Consider the following 21,034-nt stretch of genomic DNA (forward strand, 5'->3'; position numbering starts at 1 on the left):
GAACTACAGACACTCCTCGCCACCTGGGCCGGCGCCTGCCCCACCTGCCACCGCAACATACCCACCCCCATGCGAACCTGACCAAGCCCTACTAGTGTCCTGCGCCGATTCCAGTGGCTGATGGACCGTTCAGGGTTCGGTGAATGGGTCTGTCGTATTTCGGAACTGTCACGGGTCTTGTCACCAGTGCGGGGGTCGTGCCAGTGTCCGGCCCATGGTTACGTAACCATGGCCGGTTTGCACGGGTCCGAGTGTCTGTTTCCGGACCCCCTGGTTCCTCACTGCCTCGGCTCAGGTGACGAACCCGCACGCCGCTCTTTGCGCTTCCCGTCACTGGAGACGACATGACCAAGACCCCGACGAGGTCGAGAAGACTGGCCAGTGTGCTCATGGCCGGCTTCGGCGCGACACTGATGTTCCTGACCGCCCCCGCTTTCGCGCAGTCGGCCGCCGGGACGTCAGCCGCCTCGCACGCACCGGCGAAGCCTGCGTCGAAGGGCGGTACCAGTGACTTCCGCGGGGTGAACTGGGCAGACCCGCGGGACAACTACGCCAGTGACGCCGTGGTGCCCAGCGGGCTGTCGGTGACCGACAACTACCGCACCGTGTACCGGACCACGGGTCACATGGTGCGCGGCTTCAAGAAGAACCTGGGCGCCAACACGCTGCGACTGCCGATCAACCCGTCGAGCGTGGGCACCACTTGGTGGAAGTCGTACCGGGCGACGATCGACGCGGCCACGGCCTACGGTGACAAGGTCATCGTCAGCTACTGGGAGGCCAACACCAGCAAGGACGGCCTGGTCGACGACACGGCCGCCTGGCAGAAGATGTGGAACACCGTGGTGCGGGAGTACAAGCACAACCCGCGGGTCTACTTCGAGCCCATGAACGAGCCGCACGGCTACACCCTGGACCAGTGGGTGTCCGTCACCAGCGGCTGGCTGGCCCAGCACAAGGACGTCCCGCGTGGCCGTGTCGTGATCAGCGGTACCGGCTACAACGACAACGTCACCGGTGTCGGCGCAGCACCCGCGCTGCGGGGAACGCTGCTGTCGCTGCACTTCTACGGCTTCTGGGGCAGCTACACCAAGCAGGCTGACTGGGTCGCCGACCTCGAGGCGCGGATCGGCAAGTACGCCGGCCGGACCGTCATCGACGAGGCCGGCTCCCCGATGACCATCGGTCTGAACTACGGCGCGTGGGACGGCAACATCTACACCTCGTACCTCGCGGCCGTGGCCAACACGGCCCGCAGCAAGGGGATGGGGCTGGTGTACTGGCCGGGGCTGAGGTTCGGCGACGCCTACTCGATCGAGTCGCTGGACTCCGAGGGCAACCTGGTGGACAACAGCGCCACCGGAGTCGCCCTGCTGCGCTGGGGCTACGGCTTCGGCAAGACCCCGCCCGTCAACAACCTGCCGCCCGCGCCTCCCGGCGAGGTCCTGCGCGGAGTCGGCTCCACCCGCTGTGTCGACGTGCCCGGCTTCAGCACCACCAACGGCACCCAGCTCGACCTCTGGGACTGCAACGCCGGCGGCAACCAGACCTGGAACTGGAACGCGGACAAACAGCTCACCGTCTACGGCAACAAGTGCATGACGGTGGGAGGCACCGGAGCCACGGCGGGAGACCCCGTGACCATCTCCGACTGCACCGGTGCGACGGCACAGCAGTGGAACGTGAACGCGGACCTCTCTGTGACCAGCGTCGCGAACCCGGCGCTCTGCCTGGACGCAGCCGGAGCAGGCACCGGCAACGGTACGGCGGTCGACGTTTGGTACTGCAACGGAAGCAGCAACCAGCAGTGGGCCAGAAGCTGACACCGGCGCCTGTTCCGCTCGACCGCTGATCGGACCGCACGAGCCCTGCGCGTACCCTCGCCGGGCCCGTGCGGATCAGCGCCGTCGCGCTTCGCCTCACGGTGAGGGCGGCGGCGCTGCGGTGCTCGCGCGGACCACCAGCCGGGTCGGGACCAAGGTCTTGTCGATCAGGTCAGGTCCGGTGCGGCCGATCTTGCTCAGCAGCTTGTGAAGACTGAGCCGGCCGACCGCGGCGAAGTCCTGCCGCACGGTGGTCAGCGGTGGCCAGAAGGCGTGGGTCTCCTCCATGTCATCGAACCCCACCACGCTGACGTCGTCGGGGATCCGGCGGCCGAGCTCGTGCAGGGCACGCATGACACCGAGCGCCATGTGGTCGTTCGCGGCGAAGATCGCCGTGACCTCCGGCCTTCGCCCCAGAGCCAACCCGTGCTGATATCCGGATCGGGTGGTCCAGTCGCCGTACAGCACCGGGGGCGGGACGATGCCGGCATCCTGCAGGGTGCGCTGCCAGGACTCGACCCGATGGGCCGCGGAGTACGAGGTCGGGGGTCCGGCGATGTGCCATACCTGCTGGTGGCCGAGTTCCAGCAGGTGTTCCGTTGCCTGGCGAGCGCCCTGTGCCTGATCGGTGTCCACCACGGTGTAACCGGGACCGGTATCGGAGTCGACCACCACCATCGGAACCCCCGGTGGGAGGCTGAACTCCGCATCGTCCAGGAGATGTGCCTCGAAGACGAGGATCACTCCGTCGACGGCTGCCTCGCTGAGTCGGTCGTAGGCACCGGAAACCCTGCCCATGGTCGGGTCCGACACCGGGATGAGGGTGACGGCGTACTTGGCGCGTGCGGCTTCCTTGGCTATCGCGTCGAGCGTGCGCGTATTTCCGAACGTCTTGAGCGTGAAGGTGATGACACCGATGGTGTTGAACCGCCCGCTTTTGAGCGCGCGTGCGGCTCCGTTCGGCCGGTACCCCAACGCCTGCATCGACTCGACGACACGCTGCCTGGTCGCCGGGTCGACGTTGGTGTGGCCGTTGGACACGCGTGAAACTGTCTGCGGCGCGACACCGGCGTGACGGGCGACATCCGCCATCGACGGCCGGGGCCGTCTGGACACGGGCTTGTCCCCAATCGCCATGATCCCTTGTTACCCCTATTCCTCGGGCCCTGACAACAGCCTAGGCCCACTGGCCGGGCGTCCGCGGGGCGAGACCTCGGCTGGCCGGGCGTCCGGCAGGCCGAGGGCCGCGGCTGTGACGCGAGGGCCCGGCGTGTCGACCAGGCAGGTCACCTTGTCGGCGGTGGGGAGGCGGACGGGGTCAGGCCCGTACCTCGCGGGTCGTTGATTCGTGTGGTGTGACCGGCCCGGGGCGGCCGGCCACAGAGCTGAAACGGTGACCCGCCACGTCCGGGGCTAGGTTGCCGCCGCGAAAACGTCGACGCCCGTGAGGTCGGCCGACAGCGCCCACAGGCGCGCGGCCTGCTCGGGGTCGGTCGCGTGTGCGTGCACGCCGCCCTCCGAAGCGTCGTCGGCCGGCTCGGCTATGTCGCAGTCCTCGCAGTACACGCCGCCCAGGCCCGCCAGCTGGGGGGAGGTCGCCGCCCATACCTGCGTCGCCGCGCCCTGCCCGGGCGTCTTGAAGGTGGGATCGGTCGGGTTGCCGTGCTCGTCGATCCAGCCCGCGTCGACCATCTCCGCCTTCGCGAGGTGGCGCTGCAGCGGGGTGAGGATGCTGCCCGGATGCAGCGCGAACGCTCTGACTCCGGCGTCGCAGCCGAGCGCATCGAGCTGCACGGCGAACAGCACGTTCGCCGTCTTCGCCTGCCCGTACGCCTGCCATCTGTCGTAGCCACGCTCGAACTGCACGTCGTCCCAGCGCACGCCGGTGATGCCGTGGGCGCCGGAGGACACGGCGATCACGCGCGCGCCACCGCGGGCGATCGCCGGCCAGAGATGGTTGATCAGCGCGTAGTGACCGAGGTGGTTGGTGGCGAACTGCGCCTCCCACCCCGGGCCGACCCGCGTCTCGGGGCAGGCCATGACGCCGGCGTTGTTGATCACGATGTCGATCTCGCGACCCGAGGCCAGGAACCGCTCGGCGAAACCGCGGACGCTTTCGAGGTCGGACAGGTCGAGGTCGTCGGTCTCGACGCCGTCGATGCCCTCGACCGCCTCCTGAGCGGCCGCCCGTCGCCGGGCGGGGACCACGACGCGGGCTCCGGCACCAGCCAGGGCGCGGGTTGTCTCCAGACCGAGTCCCGAGTAGCCCCCGGTGACGATCGCGGTGCTGCCGGACAGGTCGATCCCGCTCAGGACGTCGTCCACGGTGCTCCGGGCGCCGAAGCCCGATCCGATCTTGTGCTGAGGTGTCGTCATGACGGAGACGCTAGGTGCTGGAGCGCGCTTCAGGTCAAGGGCCGGTGACGGCGAATGTCCGGGGCCGGTCCAGCTGGCTTCGTTCACTTTCAGCAGCAGCGTTCGTCCGGCACTTCGGGCAGCATCCGGAGGCCGGTGGCCGCGGGAATGTTCACGAGAAATGGTTCTGGCACAACTTCTCTGGCTGGCATCGGCGGACCTTCCCGCGCAGCCGGTCGTGGAACTCGGCGACCAGTCCGTGCTCGCGCCACCGGCGGAAGAAGGCGTGAACCGGGCCCCACCCGGGGAGGTCCGCGGGCAGCGCCCGCCACGAGATCCCGCCCGCGACCAGGTAACGGATCGCGTCCAGCATCTCCCTCGAAGGACCGTCCGCACGCGAGTCGTTGGGCCCCCTGCGGACTCATCCTGCGGTGTTGCGTACGACGGCCGCGTCGGGCACGTAGTCGCTCGACCGGCCGCGTTCGTCGTCGAGGAAGACGCCCACGTAGGCGTTGACGAGATCGGGAGCGTCCGGCAGGGCGCCGGGTCGGTCCTCGCCGGTGCGGGCGTCGAGCATCAACGCCTCGTCGCCGACCTTGCCGTAGACGATTCCGTGCCGGACGGCGGACACGGCGGGCGCCACGCGATCGTCCATGGGCAGTTCCCAGAGTTTCTTGCCGCTGATCGCATCAAGACCGGCGACGACGGTGTAGCCGTACTCGTCCTTGACGCACACGAGGGTGGCCTGCTCGTCATACAGACACCGGTCCGGGGTCGCGCCGAGCTCTGTCCTGGCCACCGGCCGGCCCGTCGCGAGGCTGACGAGGGTGGCGTGGACGCGGCCGTAGTCACTGCCGCGCGTCACCAGAATCACGCCGGGTCGGGCCGCCGTGACGTGCAGGTTCGAGGCGCTCTCTCCCTCGGTCCACGTCCGTTCGCCGTTCGCGACACTCAGTCCGTACACCTGGTTGGCGAGGTACTCGTCCTGTGCGGCCACGGCGATGGTGCCGCCCCCGACCGCGACGACGTCGGGGGCGTGCGGCTTGGACCAGACACTCCGGTGCGTCGTGAGATTCACGGCCGTGATGTGCCACCCGTCGACGACAACGGCCGTGTCACCGTCCACGCCGGCGACCTTCAGGTCCACCCCTTGCGTGAACCCCTCACTGGGGATCTCGGTGCTCCACAGCTTCTCGCGGGTGCGCGCGTCGGCCGCGAGAAGAACGACGGCGTAGGTGGTGACGTGCGTGCCGGAGCCGGGCCTGGACACCGGCGCCACGCTCAGGACGACGGTTCTGTCCCCGGTCCGCGCGATCACGGGGGCGCCCAGCCGGGGCTGCTTCTTCACCGCCCGGTCCGTCTCGGCCAAGATCTCCGAGGTGTCGCCGGTCACGGTGTCGTAGGCGTCCAGACCACTTTGCTCGGCGACCCATATGGTCGTGTCGTGGAGAGCGAACTCCCCGTCCCTCTGGAGGGATTCCTCGGCCGCGGCGAATCCGGTCACCGGGTCGTGTGCGCGCGGCGCGGCCGAGGGGGCGGCGGGCGCAGCCGAGGGGGCGGCGGGCGCGGCCTTGCTCGGTCTGCCGGGCTCGGACGAGTCCTTGCCGTCCGCCTGCTCCTCACCGCCGCAGCCGGCGAGGAGCAGGAGCAGTGCGGTGGCTGTGGCTGCGGCTGTCCGCAGGTGAGGCGGGTGCGATCCCTGGCGCAAGAGTCCCCCAGATCTCGTACGGCGTGGGCCGTCCACGCGGGCGGAAAAGCACCCCAGTGCCTCAGGCCCCCCTGCGGTCCTGCGCGCGTCTCGCCGAGCGGCTCACGCTGCGCAGGGCCCGCTCCCGAGGTCACTGGGATGCTGTGGCCCTACTGTCACTCGCGCCGGGTGTTCCGGTCTTCGGCCGTGAGCGCAGACATCCTGCGCATTCCGTGCGAGGAGGCCCGGACCTCGCTCGGCGGCACCCCGTACGCCCGGCGGAAAGCCCGGCTGAAGTCGGCGGGATGGCGGAAGCCCCAGCGCAGAGCGGTCTCGCCGATCGTGCGATGGCGCAGGCCGGGGTCGGTCAGCTCGGCGTGACAGCGCTCCAGGCGGCGGCGCCGGATGGTGGCGGCGACGGACTCCGGTTCGCTCTGGAAGAGCTGATGGAGGGTGCGAAGGGAGATGTGGTGGTGAGCGGCGACGGCCGCCGGGTCGAGCGCAGGGTCGGCGAGATGGTGGTCGATGAAGACGCCGATCCGGGCGAGGAGTGCGCTGCGGCGGGTCTCGGCGGGCAGTGCCTCCTGGTCGCCGAGTCGCGCCGCGAGCAGCGACGCGGCCAGATCCACCCCGATGGCGCCGAGCCGGGCCAGTTCGGCGGGGCCGGAGGCGCGGACGGTTGTGGGCAGGGACGTCAGATACGGGCTGAGCAGGGCGCCGGAACCGGTCTCGGTGGGCAGGGGCTCAGCCAGCAGACGGTCGGCGCGGCCGCCGGCCAGGGGGAGGAGGGTACGCGGGACGCGCAGGAGAGTGAGGCGCACGGGGCGGCCGTGGTCCAGGAAGTCGCAGGACAGCGGTCTGGAGGTGGAGAACAGCGCCATGCCACCGGGACCGAGGCAGGCCACGCCGCGCCCCTGTTCCAGCCGGATTGCGCTGTCGCGGACAAGGACGAGGAAGTAGTCCTCCGGGTCCGCGCGGCGGATGTGAGCGGACAGACGCCGGGCGGTCATCGGGGAGAAGTCGAAAACCGCCACCTGGCTGTGCGGCAGTCCGACGGCCTCCACCCAGCCCCGGAAGCGGTCCGCGTACGGACTCCGCAGCGACACCGGCATGACCTCGTTGCCGACCATGTCGTGCCACCAGCCGAAGCGGTCCGCAACCGCGATGTCATCGGTGTCGAGCGTCGTCACCAGCCCCGTCGCCGCGGCGCCCTGCCCTGACATCTCACTGAGTTTGGGCATGCAACAACATTATCCGCCAAGGGAGTTGGCCGAGCAGTAGGAGAACGGTCATGTGGCCGCGGGGCGACGGCATGCAGAGCAAGTGCCCCCGGGGACGTTGCGCTGATCATGGACGGCTATGAGCATCTCGATCTCGATGAGATCGACTTCGCGCCCGTGGAGCACGACACCGAGCGCCTGCTGAGCCTGCTGACGCCGGAGGCGACGCAGACCTGTTCAGAGCGCTGCGCGCCGGAGCCCGCCGTCGGGCCCGTTTCCGCTCGAACAGCGCCCCTGCCCCCCCTCAGCGAACACGTCGTAGAGGCCAGCGGATGACAGCCATCGAACGACGCGCTCATCGCTCGACCAAGCTGAGGCGGCCGACGGGAACGGTTCCCTCGGCCACGGCGACGTCCATGCCGCACGGGCCCGTCCTCGTCCGGACTCACGCGGCGGCCCTCCCGCTCCGGTCCGCCACCAGGTTCGCCGCCGGCCGGTCACGCCCTGAGTGTGGCGGCGATCCCCTCGGCCAGCGCGATCGACGGAACGAACCCGAGGTCCGTCCGCGCCCGTTCGGCTGAGCACGTCCATGCCGCGCAGCGCAGCTCCCGGCTCTTGTCCCGGTTGAGGGGCGGTACGAAGCCACACAGCCGCCCCACCGCCTCGGCGCACTCTGCAACCCCTCGCGTCATGGCATGCGGCACGGGCAGCACCAGCGGAGGACGGCGGCCCAGCGCCTCGGCCACTGCCCGGCAGATCCCCTGCCACGTGTGTTCCGTGCCGTCCGAAACCGTGTAGACACCCGAGTCCGCAACGCCGGGAGACATCCTCGTGCCCCGTGTCGCGGCGGCGAGCAGGGCCGTGCACAGATCGTCGACGTGGATGACGGAGTAGTGCCTCGGCCCGAAACCGCTCTTGACGACGAGCCCGCTGCGGATCATCGGCACCAGCGAAGGCAGGAACGCCGGATCGCCGGGTCCGTACACGATGGGCGGCCGGATCGCGATCACCGGCAGCACGTCGGCCCGTTCCCGCACGGCGAGCTCCCCGGCCAGCTTGCTGCGCCCGTAGTGGGAGACCGGGGCGGGCGGCTCGTCCTCGGTTCTCGGCCTGCCCGGCCGGGCAGGACCGGCGGCGGCCAGCGAGGAGCACACCACCAGCCGCGGCGGGGACGCCAGCGCGGCCAGGATCTCGGCGAGCCGCCCGGAGCCCTCGGCGTTGCAGCGCCAGTAGCCCTCGGCCGAACGTGCTTTGACCACCGCGGCGAGATGGAACACGCAGTCCGCGTCGGCGGCCGCCTCACGCACCGCCCCGGCATCCGCCGCGCTGGTCAGATCGCCCACGACCAGCCGCGCGCCCGAGGGGAGGCCGGCCCGGACGGAGGTTTCCCGCACCAGGGCCGTGACCCGGGCCTCCCGTGCGGCGAGTCGGGCACACAGGCGCCGGCCGACGAAGCCGGTGGCACCGGTGACCAGGAACCGCCGCCCGGACAGGTCGTCGAGGCCGTCCGGGCTCACCGTACGGGTCCGCGCACACAGGTCCGGGCGGAGGGCTGCCTCGCTGCGTGGGAGGTCGGGATGCGCACCATGCCTGCCTTCGTGGGTGGTCGTCGCGGGAGCAGGACCGTACCACCACAAGTACACAGAGAGTTCCGGCCGTTACTCTCAGTGTCTTTGTCCGTTGGAGAGGAGCAGGCCATGAAGGCGAGTCGGAGGAGGAACAGCCGGTGGCGTACGACGGCGAGCTCGCGCGACCGTGCGCGACGTTGACCGAAGTTCTTCGCACACACGCTTCCTCACGGGTGCCGGGCACGGTGGGGGCGGCCGGGGACACGGAGTTGACGTATCCCGAGTTCTGGGCGCGCGTGGTGGAACGCGCCGCGTGGTTCACCGGGTGCGGGGTGAAGCGGGGCGACGCCGTCGCACTCGAGATGGACAGCACCACGGTCGCGATGGTGGCGTCCCTGGCCATCCCGCTCTGCGGAGCCGTCCTGGTGCCGACCGGCGTACCGCGGGGCTTCGGCGCCAATACCCAGGAACGGCTGCGGGCCCTGGCCGCCCTGCGGGCCGGCGGAGCACGCTGGTACGTGTCGCAGGGCGCACCGATGGTCGGGCCGCAGGAGACTGCCGCCGCCGCACTGACGGTGGCGCATCTGTCGCTGGCAGAGGTACCGGAGCGGACCAGCCCAGGTGAACTGCCCGCGCCGGCCCCCGATCCGGACGACGTCGCCGTGGTCCAGTTCAGTTCGGGCAGTCTCGCCGCACCCAGAGGGATCGTTCTCACCCACCACAACCTGGCCGTGAACCTGCGCGCCATCACCGACCGCATCGGACTGGTGGCAGCCGGGCGAGGGATGTCGTGGCTGCCGTTCTCCCACGACATGGGCCTGATCGGCAGCTTCTGGGCCTGCCTGTACGCGGGCTTCGCCTTCCGGGCACTGCCGCCGGGTTCGTTCGTACGTGACCCGCTGCGCTGGATCGAGCAGCTGGGCGAGTTCCGCGCCACGCACACCACCGCACCTCCCTTCGCCTATGAGATGGCCGCCCGCGCCGCAGAACGTGCGCCCGCCCGGCTGGCCGGTGTCGACCTGTCCGCGCTGCACGTCGCCGTCATCGGCGCCGAGCGGGTCGCTCCCCGGCTGTGCGAACGGTTCGAGGAGACGTTCGCCGCGGTGGGGATGCGCCGCCATGTGCTGCTGCCCGCCTACGGGCTGGCGGAGAACTGTGTCGCGGTCGCCTGCCGGGCACCGCTGGTCGGCTCGGTCGTGCGCCGCTTCGACACGGCCGAACTGGAGCGAGGACGACTTGTCGCGCTCCCTCCGCCGCGAGCCTCGACAAAACCGTCCGACGGCGACGGCGGTGGTGGGGTGCGCGAACTCATCGGTCACGGTGCTCCGTTGCCCGGCACCGAGGTCCGCATCGTCGCCGTGGACGGCCGGGAACTGCCCGAAGGGCGCGTCGGCGAGATCCGGATCGGTGGCGGGGCCGCGGCCCGCTGGACGATCGGCCCCGACGGCGTCCGGCGTCCCGCAGCGGGCGACGACGGCCTCGTTCCGACCGGGGACATGGGCGCACTGGCCGACGGAGAGCTCTTCGTGATCGGGCGTTCCAAGGAAGCCGTGAAATACGCGGGACGTCTGCTGGCCCCCACGGACATCGAGCAGACGGTTCTCGACGCCTCGCCGACGGCCCTCGGAGCGGTCGCCGCGGTCGCGGTGACGCGGGATGCCGCGGCGACCGAAGACCTCGTGCTGTTCCTCGAACTCGCGGACGCCCGAAGGGCAGCCACCGGCGCCGTGGACGAGGCGGCGCTGGTGCACAGCGCCAGGCTCGCCGTCCTGCGGGAGTTCCGGATGCCGGTGAGCGAGGTCTACATCGCCAGGCGGGGCGCGCTGCCACGGACGGCCAGCGGCAAGGTACGACGGCTCAGCCTGGGTGCGGCCGCCGCGGCCGGGGAGTTCCCTCCCGGGGTGCGGCCGGCGGACCCGGCCGTGCCGGCGCAGTCCCGGCAGCCGAAGTAGACGCAGCGGACGAAGTAGCCGAAGCGGACGAAGCAAGCGAAGCCGGCGAAGCGGAAGAAGCGCAGATGACGCAGAAGAAGAGGACACCTGTGGAAACAACACCGGCAGTGACCCGAGAAAGCCGTCAGGTCCCGGACCGGGAGGACCTCAAGCAGCGCTTGGCCGCTCGGCTGCGGCTCGACACGGCATCGCTCTGCGAGACGACCACGCTGGAACAACTAGGCCTCGATTCACTGCTCCTGGCGGAGACAGTGGCCGACGTCGAGATCCGCTGCCAGGTGGAGTTCGACATGACGGTGCTGGCCGGCAGCCTCGTCCCCACCCTTCCGCTCAGCGCGTTCCTCGACCTGCTGGGCGAGGGCACGAGCCGGGACTCCTCCCGTGCCGACGCCTGACCAGGGCGACGGCACGGCAATGGGCGCGGGCGTACTCGAGATGGTCGCCCAAGAGCTGAGCGGACCGCTGCTCGACCGCCTGGCACCGGGCTCCTCACCGGGGCCCGACCGGGTCAGCACCGCACTGAGCGACACGACCACCCACGGCCTGCTGGGCACCCGTTGCGACCTCGAACTGCACGGGCCCCCGGACCGCCTGACGGCCCGGGGACAGGCCGGCCACGTCCTCGGTCTGCCCGACGCCGGGGCGGTACTCGTCGAAGGCATCCGCCACTACGACGGTCGTCGCGTCTTGCTTCTGCTGCCGCTCGACACGCCGTACACGCGGGTACGCGAACAGCGACTCGGCGCCCTGGCCGGTGCCCGGTACGGCCACCTGGAGGTGACCGCGCTCGCGGTGCCCGGCCACGCGCTGCTGGGCACCGTGCAGCGGCACGCCTCGCTGCTGCGCGACGCCGTGGCGGCCACGCGGCTGGGCCTCGCCCGGCTGCTGAGCGACCTGGCCCAGCAGTCCGTCCGCGAGGCCCTCGCCCATGCGCAGAGCCGGCCGTTCCAGGACGGTGTCCTGGCAGGCCGCCAGGCGTTCGGGCACGCGGTGGCCGAAGCGGCGGCGGCGGTACGGATGTGCCACGCCGTGACGCGTCGCGCAGCCACCACGAGCGGACCCGCGCGGTGGGACCGTGCCGTGCGGGCCGGGGTGTTCGTCGCGAGGGCGGTACCCCAGTCGGTGGGCACGGCCTGCCGGCTCTTTGGAGGCCAGGGGTTCATGGACGGGCATCCGATGGCCGCGGCCTACCGCGAGGCGGTCTTCGCCCCGGTACTGCTCGGCGGACAGCAGCGGCTCGTGGACAGCATGCGCCAACGGCTGGCGGGCGAGGCGTCCCCGCCGAAGCCGACTGACGGTCAGACGCAGAGGCAGACGCAGACGATCGGGCAGACACAGGCACAGGCACAGGCACAGGCACAGAGCGTCGGGCGGCCCGGGCACCAGCCGGTGTCGGGGAGCATGCGGTGAAGCCGGCCATGCCGTGCCCGACCACGCCGATGCCGGACCAGGCCTCGCTCGGTCCGCTGTCTCCCGTGCTCGATCCGGGCTCTCCCGCGGCGTTCAACGAGTCGGCGCGCGCCTTGGCCGACGCGGAGATCACACCGTATCTGGCGCACTGGGAACGGCAGGGGAGCGTGTCGCGTTCCCTGTTCGAAGCCATGGGCCGGGCCGGGGTGTTCGGCATCGGCGTTCCCGTGGAGCACGGGGGACTGGGGCTGGACCTCGCCCACGGCATCTCCTTCGTCCGCGCCGTGATGCGCGAACCCGCGGCCGGAGTGTGCACCAGCCTGTCCGTGCTGACCCATCTGGTCGCCCCTCTGCTGGCCCGCCACGGCACACCCGGGCAACGCGACAAGTGGCTGCGCCCGGTCCTGGCCGGCAGGTGCGTCGCCTCGGTCGCGTTGACCGAGCCCGGCGGCGGCTCCGACCTGGTCCGCTCGGTGGCCACCACCGCCCGGCCCGAGCCGGACGGCTGGCTCCTGCAAGGCGACAAGACGTTCATCACCAACGCGCCCCTCGCGGATGTCCTGATCGTCCTGGCCCGCACCACCCCCGGCACCTCCGCCCTGGGCCTGACCCTGTTCCTCGTCCCCGCGGACCTGCCCGGGATCGTGGTCACGCCCCTCGCGACGGCAGGGCTGCACGCCTCTCCGACCGGGCGGGTGAGCTTCGAGGACTGCCGGCTGCCCCGCGAGGCAGTCCTCGGACGCCCGGGCCTGGCCATGGTCCTCCTGGCGGGGATCCTGCCCGAGGAGCGCCTGGCGATCGCGGCGGGAGCCCTGGCCTGTGCCCGCTGGGCACTGGAGCGGACGGCACGGGTGCTGGGTGCGTCGGACCAGGCCATGCCCGAACTCGCCTGGTGGGATGCCGAAATCGAGGCGGCCGAGACCTTCGTCGACGCCGCCGCGGAACGCATCGGAGGCCCTCAGGACCAACTGGACGCCGCGTTGGCCAAGACAGCCGGCGCCCGCCTGGCGCAGCGGGTCGTACAGGAATGCGCCCGGCTGTCCGGGCCCGGCGCCTACCGGGACGACGAGCCGGCACCCGGAATGCTGAGCGCGCTGCGCGACGTCCGCGTCCTGAGCGTGTACGGCGGCAGCTGCGAAACGGTCCGGGACACGGCCGCTGCGGAGATCCTCCGCGGCGCACTCACCCCGACGCAAGGACCAGCCACCACCACGCAGGTCACGCCCACCGCACCGTAGGCCCGCGCTCCCGCAGGGCCGTGAGAAGGAGAATGGAGACCGCCGATGGAATTCGGGCCCGCGCACAGCAGCACCCTCGACCTGGTGGACCGCTGGCAGCGGGAGGGCACCTACCCGCTCTTCCCGCTGATCACGCAGGCCGCAACGACCCGGGCCCGGATCAGTGTGCCCCACGCCCGCCCCGGCTCGGACGACACCCACGGCCGGCCGGTCACCGTCTTCGGTTCCGCCGACTATCTGGGGCTGGCGCGGCACCCGGAGGTGGTGGAGGGCGCGCTCGCCGCCACCCGCCGGTTCGGCACGGGGACGTACGGCACCCAGGCGGTCGGCGGTTACACCCGGCTGCACCAGGAGCTGGAGGTCGCCGTGGCCGCCTGGTCCGGGCGCCCGGCCGCGCTGCTCTTCCCGACCGGCATGCAGGCCAACCTGGGCGTGCTCGCCACCCTTGCCGGACCGCGCGACCATGTCTTCGCCGACCGCTTCAACCACCAGTCGATCACGATGGGTGTCCGGCTGTCCGGAGCCACCCTGCACGTCTTCCGGCACAACGACCCCGGACACCTCGCGGAGTTGCTCCGCACGGCGGGCCGGCCCGATCGCTCGGGGCGGCGACTGATCGTCGTGGACGGCCTGTTCAGCGCTGACGGTGACCTCGCACCGCTGGCGGAGATCGCCGATCTGGCCGAGCGCTACGACGCACTGCTGGTGGTGGACGAAGCGCACAGCGCGGGCACGCTCGGCCCCCAGGGGCGCGGCGTGTCCGAGTTGTGCGGCGTGTTGGAGCGGGTCGACGTCGTCACGGGCACGTTCAGCAAGGCGTTCGCCTCCACCGGAGGCTTCGTATGTGCCGACGCCGACGTGGTGACACTGCTCAGGCACTCGGCGGACGCGTATCTGCTGTCCCTGGGCCTGCCGCCCGGCACCGTCGGGGCGGCATCGGCGGCGTTCTCGGTGCTGGCGAGGGAAGGCACCGAGCGCCGGCGCAGACTCCAGGACAACGCGGGTACGCTGCGCGCCCGGCTGCACGCCGCCGGCGTCGGCACGGCCGGCTCCGCCGCCCATGTGGTCGTGGTTCCGGTGGGCACCATGGACCGCACTGCGCACGTCACCCGGCAGCTGGCCGAACGCGGCCTGATGGTGTGCCCCTTGTTCCCGCCGGCGGTGCCCATCGGCGGTGCCCGGCTGCGGCTCGGCGTCTGCGCGGAGCACACCGAGGAGGACATCGACCACGCGGCGGGCCTGATCGCGGCCGCCTTGGCCGAGACCGCGCTCCAGCCCGGGCCCGTGGGCGAGGCGCCGGTACGGGGGACGGTGTGACGACGACCGTGGCGCGAACCCTGGACGGTCCGGTCCGCGTCACACCGGTGCACGACCGGGCGCGGCGCCGGGAGTTCATCCGGCTGCCCTACCAGCTCTACCGGGGCGAGCCCTGCTGGGTGCCGCCGCTGGAGAGCGAGCGCAGGGCGTTCTTGGACCGGCGCAAGAACCCGTTCTTCGACTTCGGTGACGCCGAGCTGTTCCTCGCTCACCGCCACGGCCGGGCCGTCGGGCGCATCGCCGCCGTCCACAACCCGCGACACAACAGCCATCACGGTGGCAGTGACGGATTCTTCGGGCTCTTCGAGTGTGCGGACGACACCGCCGCGGCCCAAGCGCTGTTCGAGGCGGCCGGGACCTGGCTGCGCGCACGTGGGCTCACCTCGGCGCTGGGGCCGGTGAGCTTCTCGACCAACGGCGAATGCGGCACCCTGGTGGAGGGCTTCTCCTCGTCGCCGGCCGTCCTGATGCCGTACAACCCGCCCCATCACGACGCGTTGCTGCGGTCCTGCGGTTTCACCAAGGCCAAGGACCTGTGGGCCTGGGAGTGGACCACCCACACCCCTGAGGACGCCGCCGTCACCAAGGTCGCCCGATGGGCGCAAGGACGCGGTGGCGTCCACGTCCGGCCACTCGACCTACGCGACCTCGACGCCGAGGAGCGGCGGCTGCGGGACATCTACACCGACGCCTGGGAACGCAACTGGGGCTTCGTACCGCCCACGGAGCGGGAGTTCCACCACCTCACGACCCAGCTCCGGCAGATCGTCCGGCCCGAACTGGTGCTGCTCGCGGAGGTTCACGGGGACCCGGCCGCCTTCTGCCTGGCCGTCCCCGACGCCAACCAGGCCCTGAAAGCGGCCGGTGGCAGGCTCACCCGGTACGGGCTGCCCATCGGGCTGATGCGGGCCGCCAGAGCCGCCCGGAGGATCGACTGGTGCCGGCTGATCGCCCTGGGAGTGAAGGCGCAGTACCGCAACCAGGGGCTCGACGCGCTGCTGTACACGCGCCTCGCCCAGGCCGGACGCCAACTCGGCTATCGCGGCGGCGAGTTGTCCTGGGTCCTGGAGGACAACACCGCCATGAACCAGGCCATCGCGCGGATGGGAGCACAGCGGTCCAAGACCTACCGGATCTATCAGCGGCCCGTGTGAGGACGCAAGAGGACCGAAGAAGTCCTGAAAGAGGACCGAAGAAGAACCGGAAGAGGACCGAGAGAAGGTCCGAGAAGGAGGAACGATGAGCGCGCTGGCGCATCCGTCGGCCGAAAAACCGGCGGCCGCAGTCTCGGTGCCCGCCGGGATCCAGGCACACCAAGGCGGCACGCGATGACGGCGAACGAATCACCGGCCGCCGACGGGAGCCTCCGACGGGCGGAGCAACTGCGGGCATCCCCGCCCATGTTCAGCTCACCCTTCCTCGACCGCTTCACCCGTGTGCACCCCGCCGTACCCCCGCTCGTGCACGGCCCGCTCGTCCTGCTGCTGCTGACCTGGGCCGTCCGGCACACCGGGGTACCCCTGCTCCTGGCGTACACCCTGCTCGGCTACGCAGGATGGACACTGACCGAGTACTGGGTGCACCGGGCACTGTTCCACTTCACCCCGCGCAGCTCCTGGGGGCGCCGCGCGCACTGGATGGTGCACGGCGTCCACCACGACCACCCCAACGACCCACGCAGGCTGGTCATGCCACCGTCGGTCAGCGTCCCCGGCGCGTACGGCGCCTACGAACTGTTCCACCTGCTGGCGGGAGCGGGGCCGGGCGCCGCACTGACCGGCGGATTCATCACGGGCTACATCGTGTACGACGTCCTGCACTTCCACATGCACCACCACCGCCCGTCCACGGCACTGGGCCGGCGCCTGCGCAACCGTCATCTGCGCCACCACTTCCAGGACGAACGGCGCGGTTTCGGCGTGAGCTGTCCCTACTGGGACCACGTCTTCGCCACCGCCCCGCGCTGAGAATTTCCGCGCCACGTCGGCAGCCACCAGTTCGCCCGGCCCGCGAGCTGCATCACCGCGGGTACGAGCAGGGCGCGCACCAGCGTGCAGTCCACCACCACGGCCACCGCCAGACCGACACCCACCACGCGCAGGTGCAGCAGTCCGGACAGCGCCAGCGAGGACATGGACACGGCGAAGACCAGCGCAGCGGATGTGAAGAGCCGGCCCGTCCTCTGGAGGCCCGTCGCCACGGCATGCGGGGTGGGGCTGCCACGCCGGTGTTCCTCGAGGATCCGTGAGAGCAGGAAGACCTCGTAGTCCATGGACAGGCCGAAGGCGACCGCGAACATGAGGGGGATGAGCACATCGGTGATCCCCGAGGGAGAAACACCGGGCAGCCAGCCCTCCTGGAAGACGGCGACCAGGATGCCGAAGGTGGCGGCCAGACTCAGCATGTTCAGCAGCACAGCCTTTACCGGCACCACCAGGCTGCGGGTGTAGAGCAGTAGCAGGAGACAGGTCCCACCGCAGGCGAGCAGCGCGACCAGCGGCAGCCGGTCCGTCATCACCTTCTCGGTGTCCGCGAGACGGGCGCCCGGGCCACCGACGAGAGCCGGGACCGGCGCGGGAATCCGGCGCAGCCGCTCCACGAGCTGGCTCCCTTCGGGAGTGAGCGGCGCGCGGGCGTACGGCTGCGCGGTCACGGCCAGCCGGACACTGGACGCGGCCGCGAAGGACGCCGCCCGCGCGGCCGGGAGCGCAGACCGCTTCCCGCCCCGGTAGCTCCCGGTGGCGGTGTCCACCCGGGCCACGCCCGGGACGCGGGACAACCGGCGGGCGTATTCGTCGAGCGCGGCCCGGGCCCGCGGGTCACCCGCCGCGTTCAGAGCGGGCAGTACGACGCAGGGGGCACCCGAGGAAGCGGCGCCGAACTCGGTACGCAGCGTCCGGGCGGTCGCGGCGACCGGAGAGGAAGCCGGCAGCGTCGCGTCTGCGTACACGCCGAACCGCACCTGCAGCGCGGGTAGGGCGAGGAGTACCAGCAACGCGAACCCCGCGAGCGCGACAGCGGCGGGCCTTTGCACCACCCAGTGCGCCAGCCGGGCCCAGGAGTCGCCCTGCCGGCGCCCGCCGTGTGGCCGGCGCAGCCGGGCGAAGACGTCCCAGCGGTCGATCCGGGCGCCGAGCACCAAGAGCAGCGCGGGCACGACGACCAGCGCGCCCACCGCGGAGGTGACAACGATCGCGGTACCGCCGAAAGCGAGGGAGCGCAGCAGCGGCAGCGGGACGACCAGCAGGGTGCACAGGGCCGCCACCACGGTGGCGGCGGAGAAGGCGACGGCCCGGCCGGCGGTGCGCAGCGTGACCCTCACCGCGGCGTCCGGGGCACTGCCCGCCGCAATGTCCTCCCGGTAGCGCGAGACGAGCAGCAGGCTGTAGTCCACGGCCAGCCCGAAACCCAATGCGGTGGTGACGCTGACGCTGAAGGCCGACACCGGGATCACGCCGTCCAGCAAGCGCAGACAGGCCCCGGCGACCACCACGGCGAAGGCCCCCACGGCGACCGGCAGCAGTGCGGCCAGCGCGCCCGCGAACACCCACAGCAGGATCAGCAGCACCAGCGGCGCCGCGACGAATTCGGCCAGGCGCAGACCGCGCTCACTGAGCCTCTCGCTCTCGGAGAGCACCGCGTCCTCACCCCCGGCGGAAACGCGCAGCGCCGCATCCGGCCCGCCCCTGCCGGTGTACAGGTCCATCACGTCGTTCGCCGCGGCGCGCACAGCCCGCTCGTCCCCGCGAAAGCGCACCAGCACCAGCGCCCGTCGCCCGTCGCCCGTACGGAACTCCGACAACCGCAGGGGCCAGTATCCGCGGACCCGTTCGGTGCGGGGATCGGCGGCGATCCTCTCCAGGAGCACTCGGCCGGCCCGCGCGGCGCGCGGATCGTCGACCGACCCCGCAGCCGTGGCCACCAGCGCCAGATGGGGTTCACCGGTCATGAACCGGGAGGCCAGGAACTCGTCGGCACGCAGGGACTCGGCGGTAGGCGGCGTCCAGCTCTCGGGGGAGGGACGGCTGTCGACACCGAGGAGGACCCCGATCGCGCAGCACGCGGCCAGACAGGCGAACACGAGCACCCCAACCGCACGGCGCCGCGCGAGCGGTGCCGCGGCCGTCCGGCCGTCGGGCTGCCGGAGCGTTGTATGCCCCCTCCGGGGGGCGGTTTCCACCACGCCCGGGGCAACGACGCCACAGCGCAAGCGTTACCGGGGCGGACGCAATCGGCGCGGAGCTGCGGCACGCAGGCGCGCGCGACCCGGACGCCGGAACGCAATGAGCATGACGTTTTGCCCGGTCATGACCGCTCTCGCGTGGGGTAGTCGGTGCTTCGTCGCGGACTCGGCGTCAGTGGAACCAGACGACAAGGCGGACGTTCTTTGCTCCGTGGAGTTCGCTGAGTATTCGCATCACGCTCCAGACAGGCCCCCAGTGGGTTCGGTCTCCGGCGACGAAGTCTCGGCTTCGTGTGCCTGAGCTGTCTGTTTCCTGCCGGTCGGCGCAGGCGAGTTCGGCCCAGGTGATCCGCGTGGTGCCCTGTACGCCGTCTGAGCGGCCGTATGCGGCGTATGCGGTCTGCAACCCCCCGTCGGCCCGGGCCGATTCACCCGGCCCCCACACGAGCGACAGGAAAGGTGCCGCGTGCGGCGGCACGCGGCTTGTCCCTACCGCAACAGACCGTCCACGTCGTCGCCTTCACGAGCCGCGCCGGACCCCGCCTGCACCACGTCGGCGTGGCCACCCACGAGTCCCACCGGGTCCTGCGCTGCGCGGACATCGTCGGCTCGCTGTGCAAGGAGCACGACATCGAGCGCGGCCCCGGGCGGCACGGCGTCTCCAACGCCTTCGACCTCTACCTGCGCCAACCCGACGGCCGCCGCGTCGAGGTCTACACCTCCGACTACTACACCAGCGACCCCGACCACGAGACGTACCGCTGGAACGTCCACGACGACCGCCGCCGCGACTTCTGCGGCAACGCCGTGATCGAGTCCTCGTACAAGGAGGCCACCCCCGTCCTCGATCTCGACGCGAATCCGCAACCTGTCTCCCACGCCGTGCTGGACGAGCCCGCCGCGGCCGTAGGGGTCGACAGCCTCGGGTGACACGGCAAGAGGCTCTTCGGCCGGTACCCGCTTCTGCGTTCAACCGAACGGTTGAACGCAGAAGCAACTTCCGGGCGACGCGCGGGGCTCCCCTGACGCGGCAGGCTGATGTGGCCGTGGCGTATGCCGGATCCACCGAAGGCCGAGAAAGGACTCACTCCCCCCATGTCCAACAACTTCAGCAGACGACGGATGCTCGCGACGGGCGCAGGCGCCGTGTTGGGCGCGGCGGCCGCGACGTCGGCGTCCGCCGCACCGCTCGGCACACAGGGTTCGACCAGGTCCGCCGCGGCGTCCGCATCGCGGGGCCCCTCCGGCCGTGGTGAGGAGACCCGTTCGCTCGACGAGCTGTACCAGGACGCTCGCGCCGAGGGCGGCAAGCTCGTGATCTACGCGGGCGGAGACCTCGCCGACTCGGGGAGCGGCGCGAGCGCGCGAGAGGCCTTCCGCCAGCGGTTCCCGGAGGTCGACCTCACCCTCGTCGTGGACTACAGCAAGTACCACGACGTCCGTGTGGACAACCAGTTGGAGACGGACACCCTGGTCCCCGACGTCGTGCAGTTGCAGACGCTTCAGGACTTCACCCGCTGGAAGCGCGAGGGGCGGCTGCTGCGCTACAAGCCCGCCGGGTTCAGCAAGCTCCACCAGCAGTTCATGGACCCGGACGGTGCCTGGGTGGCCGGGATGGTCATCGCCTTCAGCTACCTGTACGACGTGGCGGCGGCCGGGGCGGACGCGCCGCAGACACCGCTGGACCTGGTCGACCCCCGATGGAAGGGCGCCATCGCCTCGTCCTACCCGCACGACGACGACGCGGTGCTCTACCTCTTCGCCCTCTATGCGGAGACCTACGGCTGGGACTGGGTGGCCGACTTCGCCGCCCAGCAGCCGCAGTTCGCCCGTGGCTCCTTCTCGCCCGGCACCGCGGTCAGCACCAAGCAGAAGATCATCGGCGTCGGGACGGGCAGCAGTCCCACCATCACCAGCCCGACCCGCATGGGGATGACCGACGGGCACCCGTTCATGGCGTGGGGACAGCGGATCGCGATCCTCAAGCAGGCGGCCAACCCCACGGCCGCCAAGCTCTACCTGAACTGGCAGCTGTCCACCGAGCGCCAGACGTCCAACAGTTGGTCGGTGCGCACGGACATCGCCCCGCCCACGGGCCTGAAGCCGATCTGGGAGTACCCGAACGCCCACGTGGACGGGTTCCCCCGGTTCATGGAGGACCGTGCACGGGTCGAGCAGCTGAAGCAGACGTTCGCCCTGTACTTCGGCGAGGTCAAGGGCGATCCGACCCCGGGATGGCCGGGACTCCACCCGGGGCGGTGACAGGGCTGTACGGCGGCGG

Annotated in this window: 17 protein-coding genes and 1 pseudogene; 11 read left to right on the top strand and 7 right to left on the bottom strand. The window is 71.2% G+C overall.

Annotated features, from left to right (window positions below):
• Positions 1-344 precede the first annotated feature (344 nt).
• A complete protein-coding gene (locus ACIPFH_RS34055; protein ID WP_401832668.1) occupies positions 345-1,823 on the top strand; it encodes a ricin-type beta-trefoil lectin domain protein in 1,479 nt (492 codons plus the stop codon).
• A 96-nt stretch (positions 1,824-1,919) separates the two neighbouring features.
• On the opposite strand, the gene ACIPFH_RS34060 is transcribed toward ACIPFH_RS34055, so the two are convergent.
• The 5 genes and pseudogenes from ACIPFH_RS34060 to ACIPFH_RS34080 all read right to left on the bottom strand — a co-directional run bounded on the left by ACIPFH_RS34060 (position 1,920) and on the right by ACIPFH_RS34080 (position 7,106).
• Complete coding sequence (locus ACIPFH_RS34060) at positions 1,920-2,960, bottom strand: LacI family DNA-binding transcriptional regulator (RefSeq protein ID WP_401832671.1); 1,041 nt, start codon at positions 2,958-2,960, stop codon at positions 1,920-1,922.
• A gap of 276 nt (positions 2,961-3,236) precedes the next feature.
• Entirely contained in the window at positions 3,237-4,199 is a 963-nt protein-coding gene (locus ACIPFH_RS34065) for an SDR family NAD(P)-dependent oxidoreductase (RefSeq protein WP_401832673.1), read from the bottom strand.
• Positions 4,200-4,350: 151 nt separating this feature from the next.
• Positions 4,351-4,563: pseudogene (locus ACIPFH_RS34070) on the bottom strand (transposase); the annotation flags it as partial.
• A 36-nt stretch (positions 4,564-4,599) separates the two neighbouring features.
• The gene (locus ACIPFH_RS34075; RefSeq protein WP_401832676.1) at positions 4,600-5,886 is read right to left on the bottom strand and encodes a PQQ-binding-like beta-propeller repeat protein; all 1,287 of its coding nucleotides are present in this window, start codon (positions 5,884-5,886) and stop codon (positions 4,600-4,602) included.
• Positions 5,887-6,041: 155 nt separating this feature from the next.
• A complete protein-coding gene (locus ACIPFH_RS34080) occupies positions 6,042-7,106 on the bottom strand; it encodes a helix-turn-helix domain-containing protein (RefSeq protein WP_401832677.1) in 1,065 nt (354 codons plus the stop codon).
• 108 nt (positions 7,107-7,214) lie between these two features.
• On the opposite strand from ACIPFH_RS34080, the gene ACIPFH_RS34085 reads away from it, so the two are divergent.
• Complete coding sequence (locus ACIPFH_RS34085) at positions 7,215-7,421, top strand: DUF6417 family protein (RefSeq protein ID WP_401832680.1); 207 nt, start codon at positions 7,215-7,217, stop codon at positions 7,419-7,421.
• Positions 7,422-7,582: 161 nt separating this feature from the next.
• Here the strand turns inward: ACIPFH_RS34085 and ACIPFH_RS34090 are convergent, their stop codons facing one another.
• Positions 7,583-8,602, bottom strand: a complete 1,020-nt coding sequence (locus ACIPFH_RS34090) for an NAD-dependent epimerase/dehydratase family protein (RefSeq protein ID WP_401832681.1) — start codon at positions 8,600-8,602, stop codon at positions 7,583-7,585.
• A gap of 248 nt (positions 8,603-8,850) precedes the next feature.
• Between ACIPFH_RS34090 and ACIPFH_RS34095 the strand changes: the two genes are divergently transcribed.
• The 7 genes from ACIPFH_RS34095 to ACIPFH_RS34125 all read left to right on the top strand — a co-directional run bounded on the left by ACIPFH_RS34095 (position 8,851) and on the right by ACIPFH_RS34125 (position 16,537).
• Complete coding sequence (locus ACIPFH_RS34095; RefSeq protein ID WP_401832683.1) at positions 8,851-10,605, top strand: AMP-binding protein; 1,755 nt, start codon at positions 8,851-8,853, stop codon at positions 10,603-10,605.
• Between the two features lie 65 nt (positions 10,606-10,670).
• Positions 10,671-11,000 carry an acyl carrier protein gene (locus tag ACIPFH_RS34100; protein WP_401832685.1) on the top strand — a complete coding sequence of 110 codons (330 nt, stop codon included), beginning with the start codon at positions 10,671-10,673 and terminating at the stop codon, positions 10,998-11,000.
• Complete coding sequence (locus ACIPFH_RS34105) at positions 10,987-12,015, top strand: acyl-CoA dehydrogenase family protein (RefSeq protein WP_401832691.1); 1,029 nt, start codon at positions 10,987-10,989, stop codon at positions 12,013-12,015. The genes ACIPFH_RS34100 and ACIPFH_RS34105 overlap by 14 nt, the downstream gene beginning before the upstream one ends.
• A gap of 8 nt (positions 12,016-12,023) precedes the next feature.
• Positions 12,024-13,253: an acyl-CoA dehydrogenase family protein gene (locus ACIPFH_RS34110; RefSeq protein ID WP_401832693.1), complete on the top strand. Its 1,230-nt coding sequence runs from the start codon at positions 12,024-12,026 to the stop codon at positions 13,251-13,253.
• Positions 13,254-13,298: 45 nt separating this feature from the next.
• Positions 13,299-14,570, top strand: a complete 1,272-nt coding sequence (locus tag ACIPFH_RS34115) for an aminotransferase class I/II-fold pyridoxal phosphate-dependent enzyme (RefSeq protein ID WP_401832696.1) — start codon at positions 13,299-13,301, stop codon at positions 14,568-14,570.
• Positions 14,567-15,724: a GNAT family N-acetyltransferase gene (locus ACIPFH_RS34120; RefSeq protein WP_401832698.1), complete on the top strand. Its 1,158-nt coding sequence runs from the start codon at positions 14,567-14,569 to the stop codon at positions 15,722-15,724. Before ACIPFH_RS34115 ends, ACIPFH_RS34120 begins: the two co-directional genes overlap by 4 nt.
• A gap of 174 nt (positions 15,725-15,898) precedes the next feature.
• Positions 15,899-16,537 carry a sterol desaturase family protein gene (locus ACIPFH_RS34125; protein ID WP_401832700.1) on the top strand — a complete coding sequence of 213 codons (639 nt, stop codon included), beginning with the start codon at positions 15,899-15,901 and terminating at the stop codon, positions 16,535-16,537.
• On the opposite strand, the gene ACIPFH_RS34130 is transcribed toward ACIPFH_RS34125, so the two are convergent.
• Positions 16,501-18,657: an MMPL family transporter gene (locus tag ACIPFH_RS34130; protein ID WP_401832702.1), complete on the bottom strand. Its 2,157-nt coding sequence runs from the start codon at positions 18,655-18,657 to the stop codon at positions 16,501-16,503. The two genes, ACIPFH_RS34125 and ACIPFH_RS34130, sit on opposite strands and share 37 nt — an antisense overlap.
• Before the next feature lie 579 nt (positions 18,658-19,236).
• On the opposite strand from ACIPFH_RS34130, the gene ACIPFH_RS34135 reads away from it, so the two are divergent.
• Together ACIPFH_RS34135 and ACIPFH_RS34140 are read left to right on the top strand one after the other, a co-directional pair.
• Positions 19,237-19,683 (top strand): hypothetical protein, encoded by a 447-nt coding sequence (locus ACIPFH_RS34135; RefSeq protein ID WP_401832705.1) that lies wholly within the window; start codon positions 19,237-19,239, stop codon positions 19,681-19,683.
• Between the two features lie 165 nt (positions 19,684-19,848).
• Positions 19,849-21,015: an ABC transporter substrate-binding protein gene (locus ACIPFH_RS34140; protein ID WP_401832708.1), complete on the top strand. Its 1,167-nt coding sequence runs from the start codon at positions 19,849-19,851 to the stop codon at positions 21,013-21,015.
• Positions 21,016-21,034: the final 19 nt, after the last annotated feature.

Source organism: Streptomyces sp. NPDC088157 (genome assembly GCF_044741545.1).
In the GTDB taxonomy this organism is placed as follows: domain Bacteria; phylum Actinomycetota; class Actinomycetes; order Streptomycetales; family Streptomycetaceae; genus Streptomyces.

Bases quoted from the DNA above. Each gene is read 5' to 3' on its own strand.
- ACIPFH_RS34055 (WP_401832668.1), top strand. From the start codon at position 345: ATGACCAAGACCCCGACGAGGTCGAGAAGACTGGCCAGTGTGCTCATG.
- ACIPFH_RS34060 (WP_401832671.1), bottom strand. From the start codon at position 2,960: ATGGCGATTGGGGACAAGCCCGTGTCCAGACGGCCCCGGCCGTCGATG.
- ACIPFH_RS34065 (WP_401832673.1), bottom strand. From the start codon at position 4,199: ATGACGACACCTCAGCACAAGATCGGATCGGGCTTCGGCGCCCGGAGC.
- ACIPFH_RS34080 (WP_401832677.1), bottom strand. From the start codon at position 7,106: ATGCCCAAACTCAGTGAGATGTCAGGGCAGGGCGCCGCGGCGACGGGG.
- ACIPFH_RS34085 (WP_401832680.1), top strand. From the start codon at position 7,215: ATGGACGGCTATGAGCATCTCGATCTCGATGAGATCGACTTCGCGCCC.
- ACIPFH_RS34100 (WP_401832685.1), top strand. From the start codon at position 10,671: ATGACGCAGAAGAAGAGGACACCTGTGGAAACAACACCGGCAGTGACC.
- ACIPFH_RS34110 (WP_401832693.1), top strand. From the start codon at position 12,024: ATGCCGTGCCCGACCACGCCGATGCCGGACCAGGCCTCGCTCGGTCCG.
- ACIPFH_RS34115 (WP_401832696.1), top strand. From the start codon at position 13,299: ATGGAATTCGGGCCCGCGCACAGCAGCACCCTCGACCTGGTGGACCGC.
- ACIPFH_RS34125 (WP_401832700.1), top strand. From the start codon at position 15,899: ATGACGGCGAACGAATCACCGGCCGCCGACGGGAGCCTCCGACGGGCG.
- ACIPFH_RS34140 (WP_401832708.1), top strand. From the start codon at position 19,849: ATGTCCAACAACTTCAGCAGACGACGGATGCTCGCGACGGGCGCAGGC.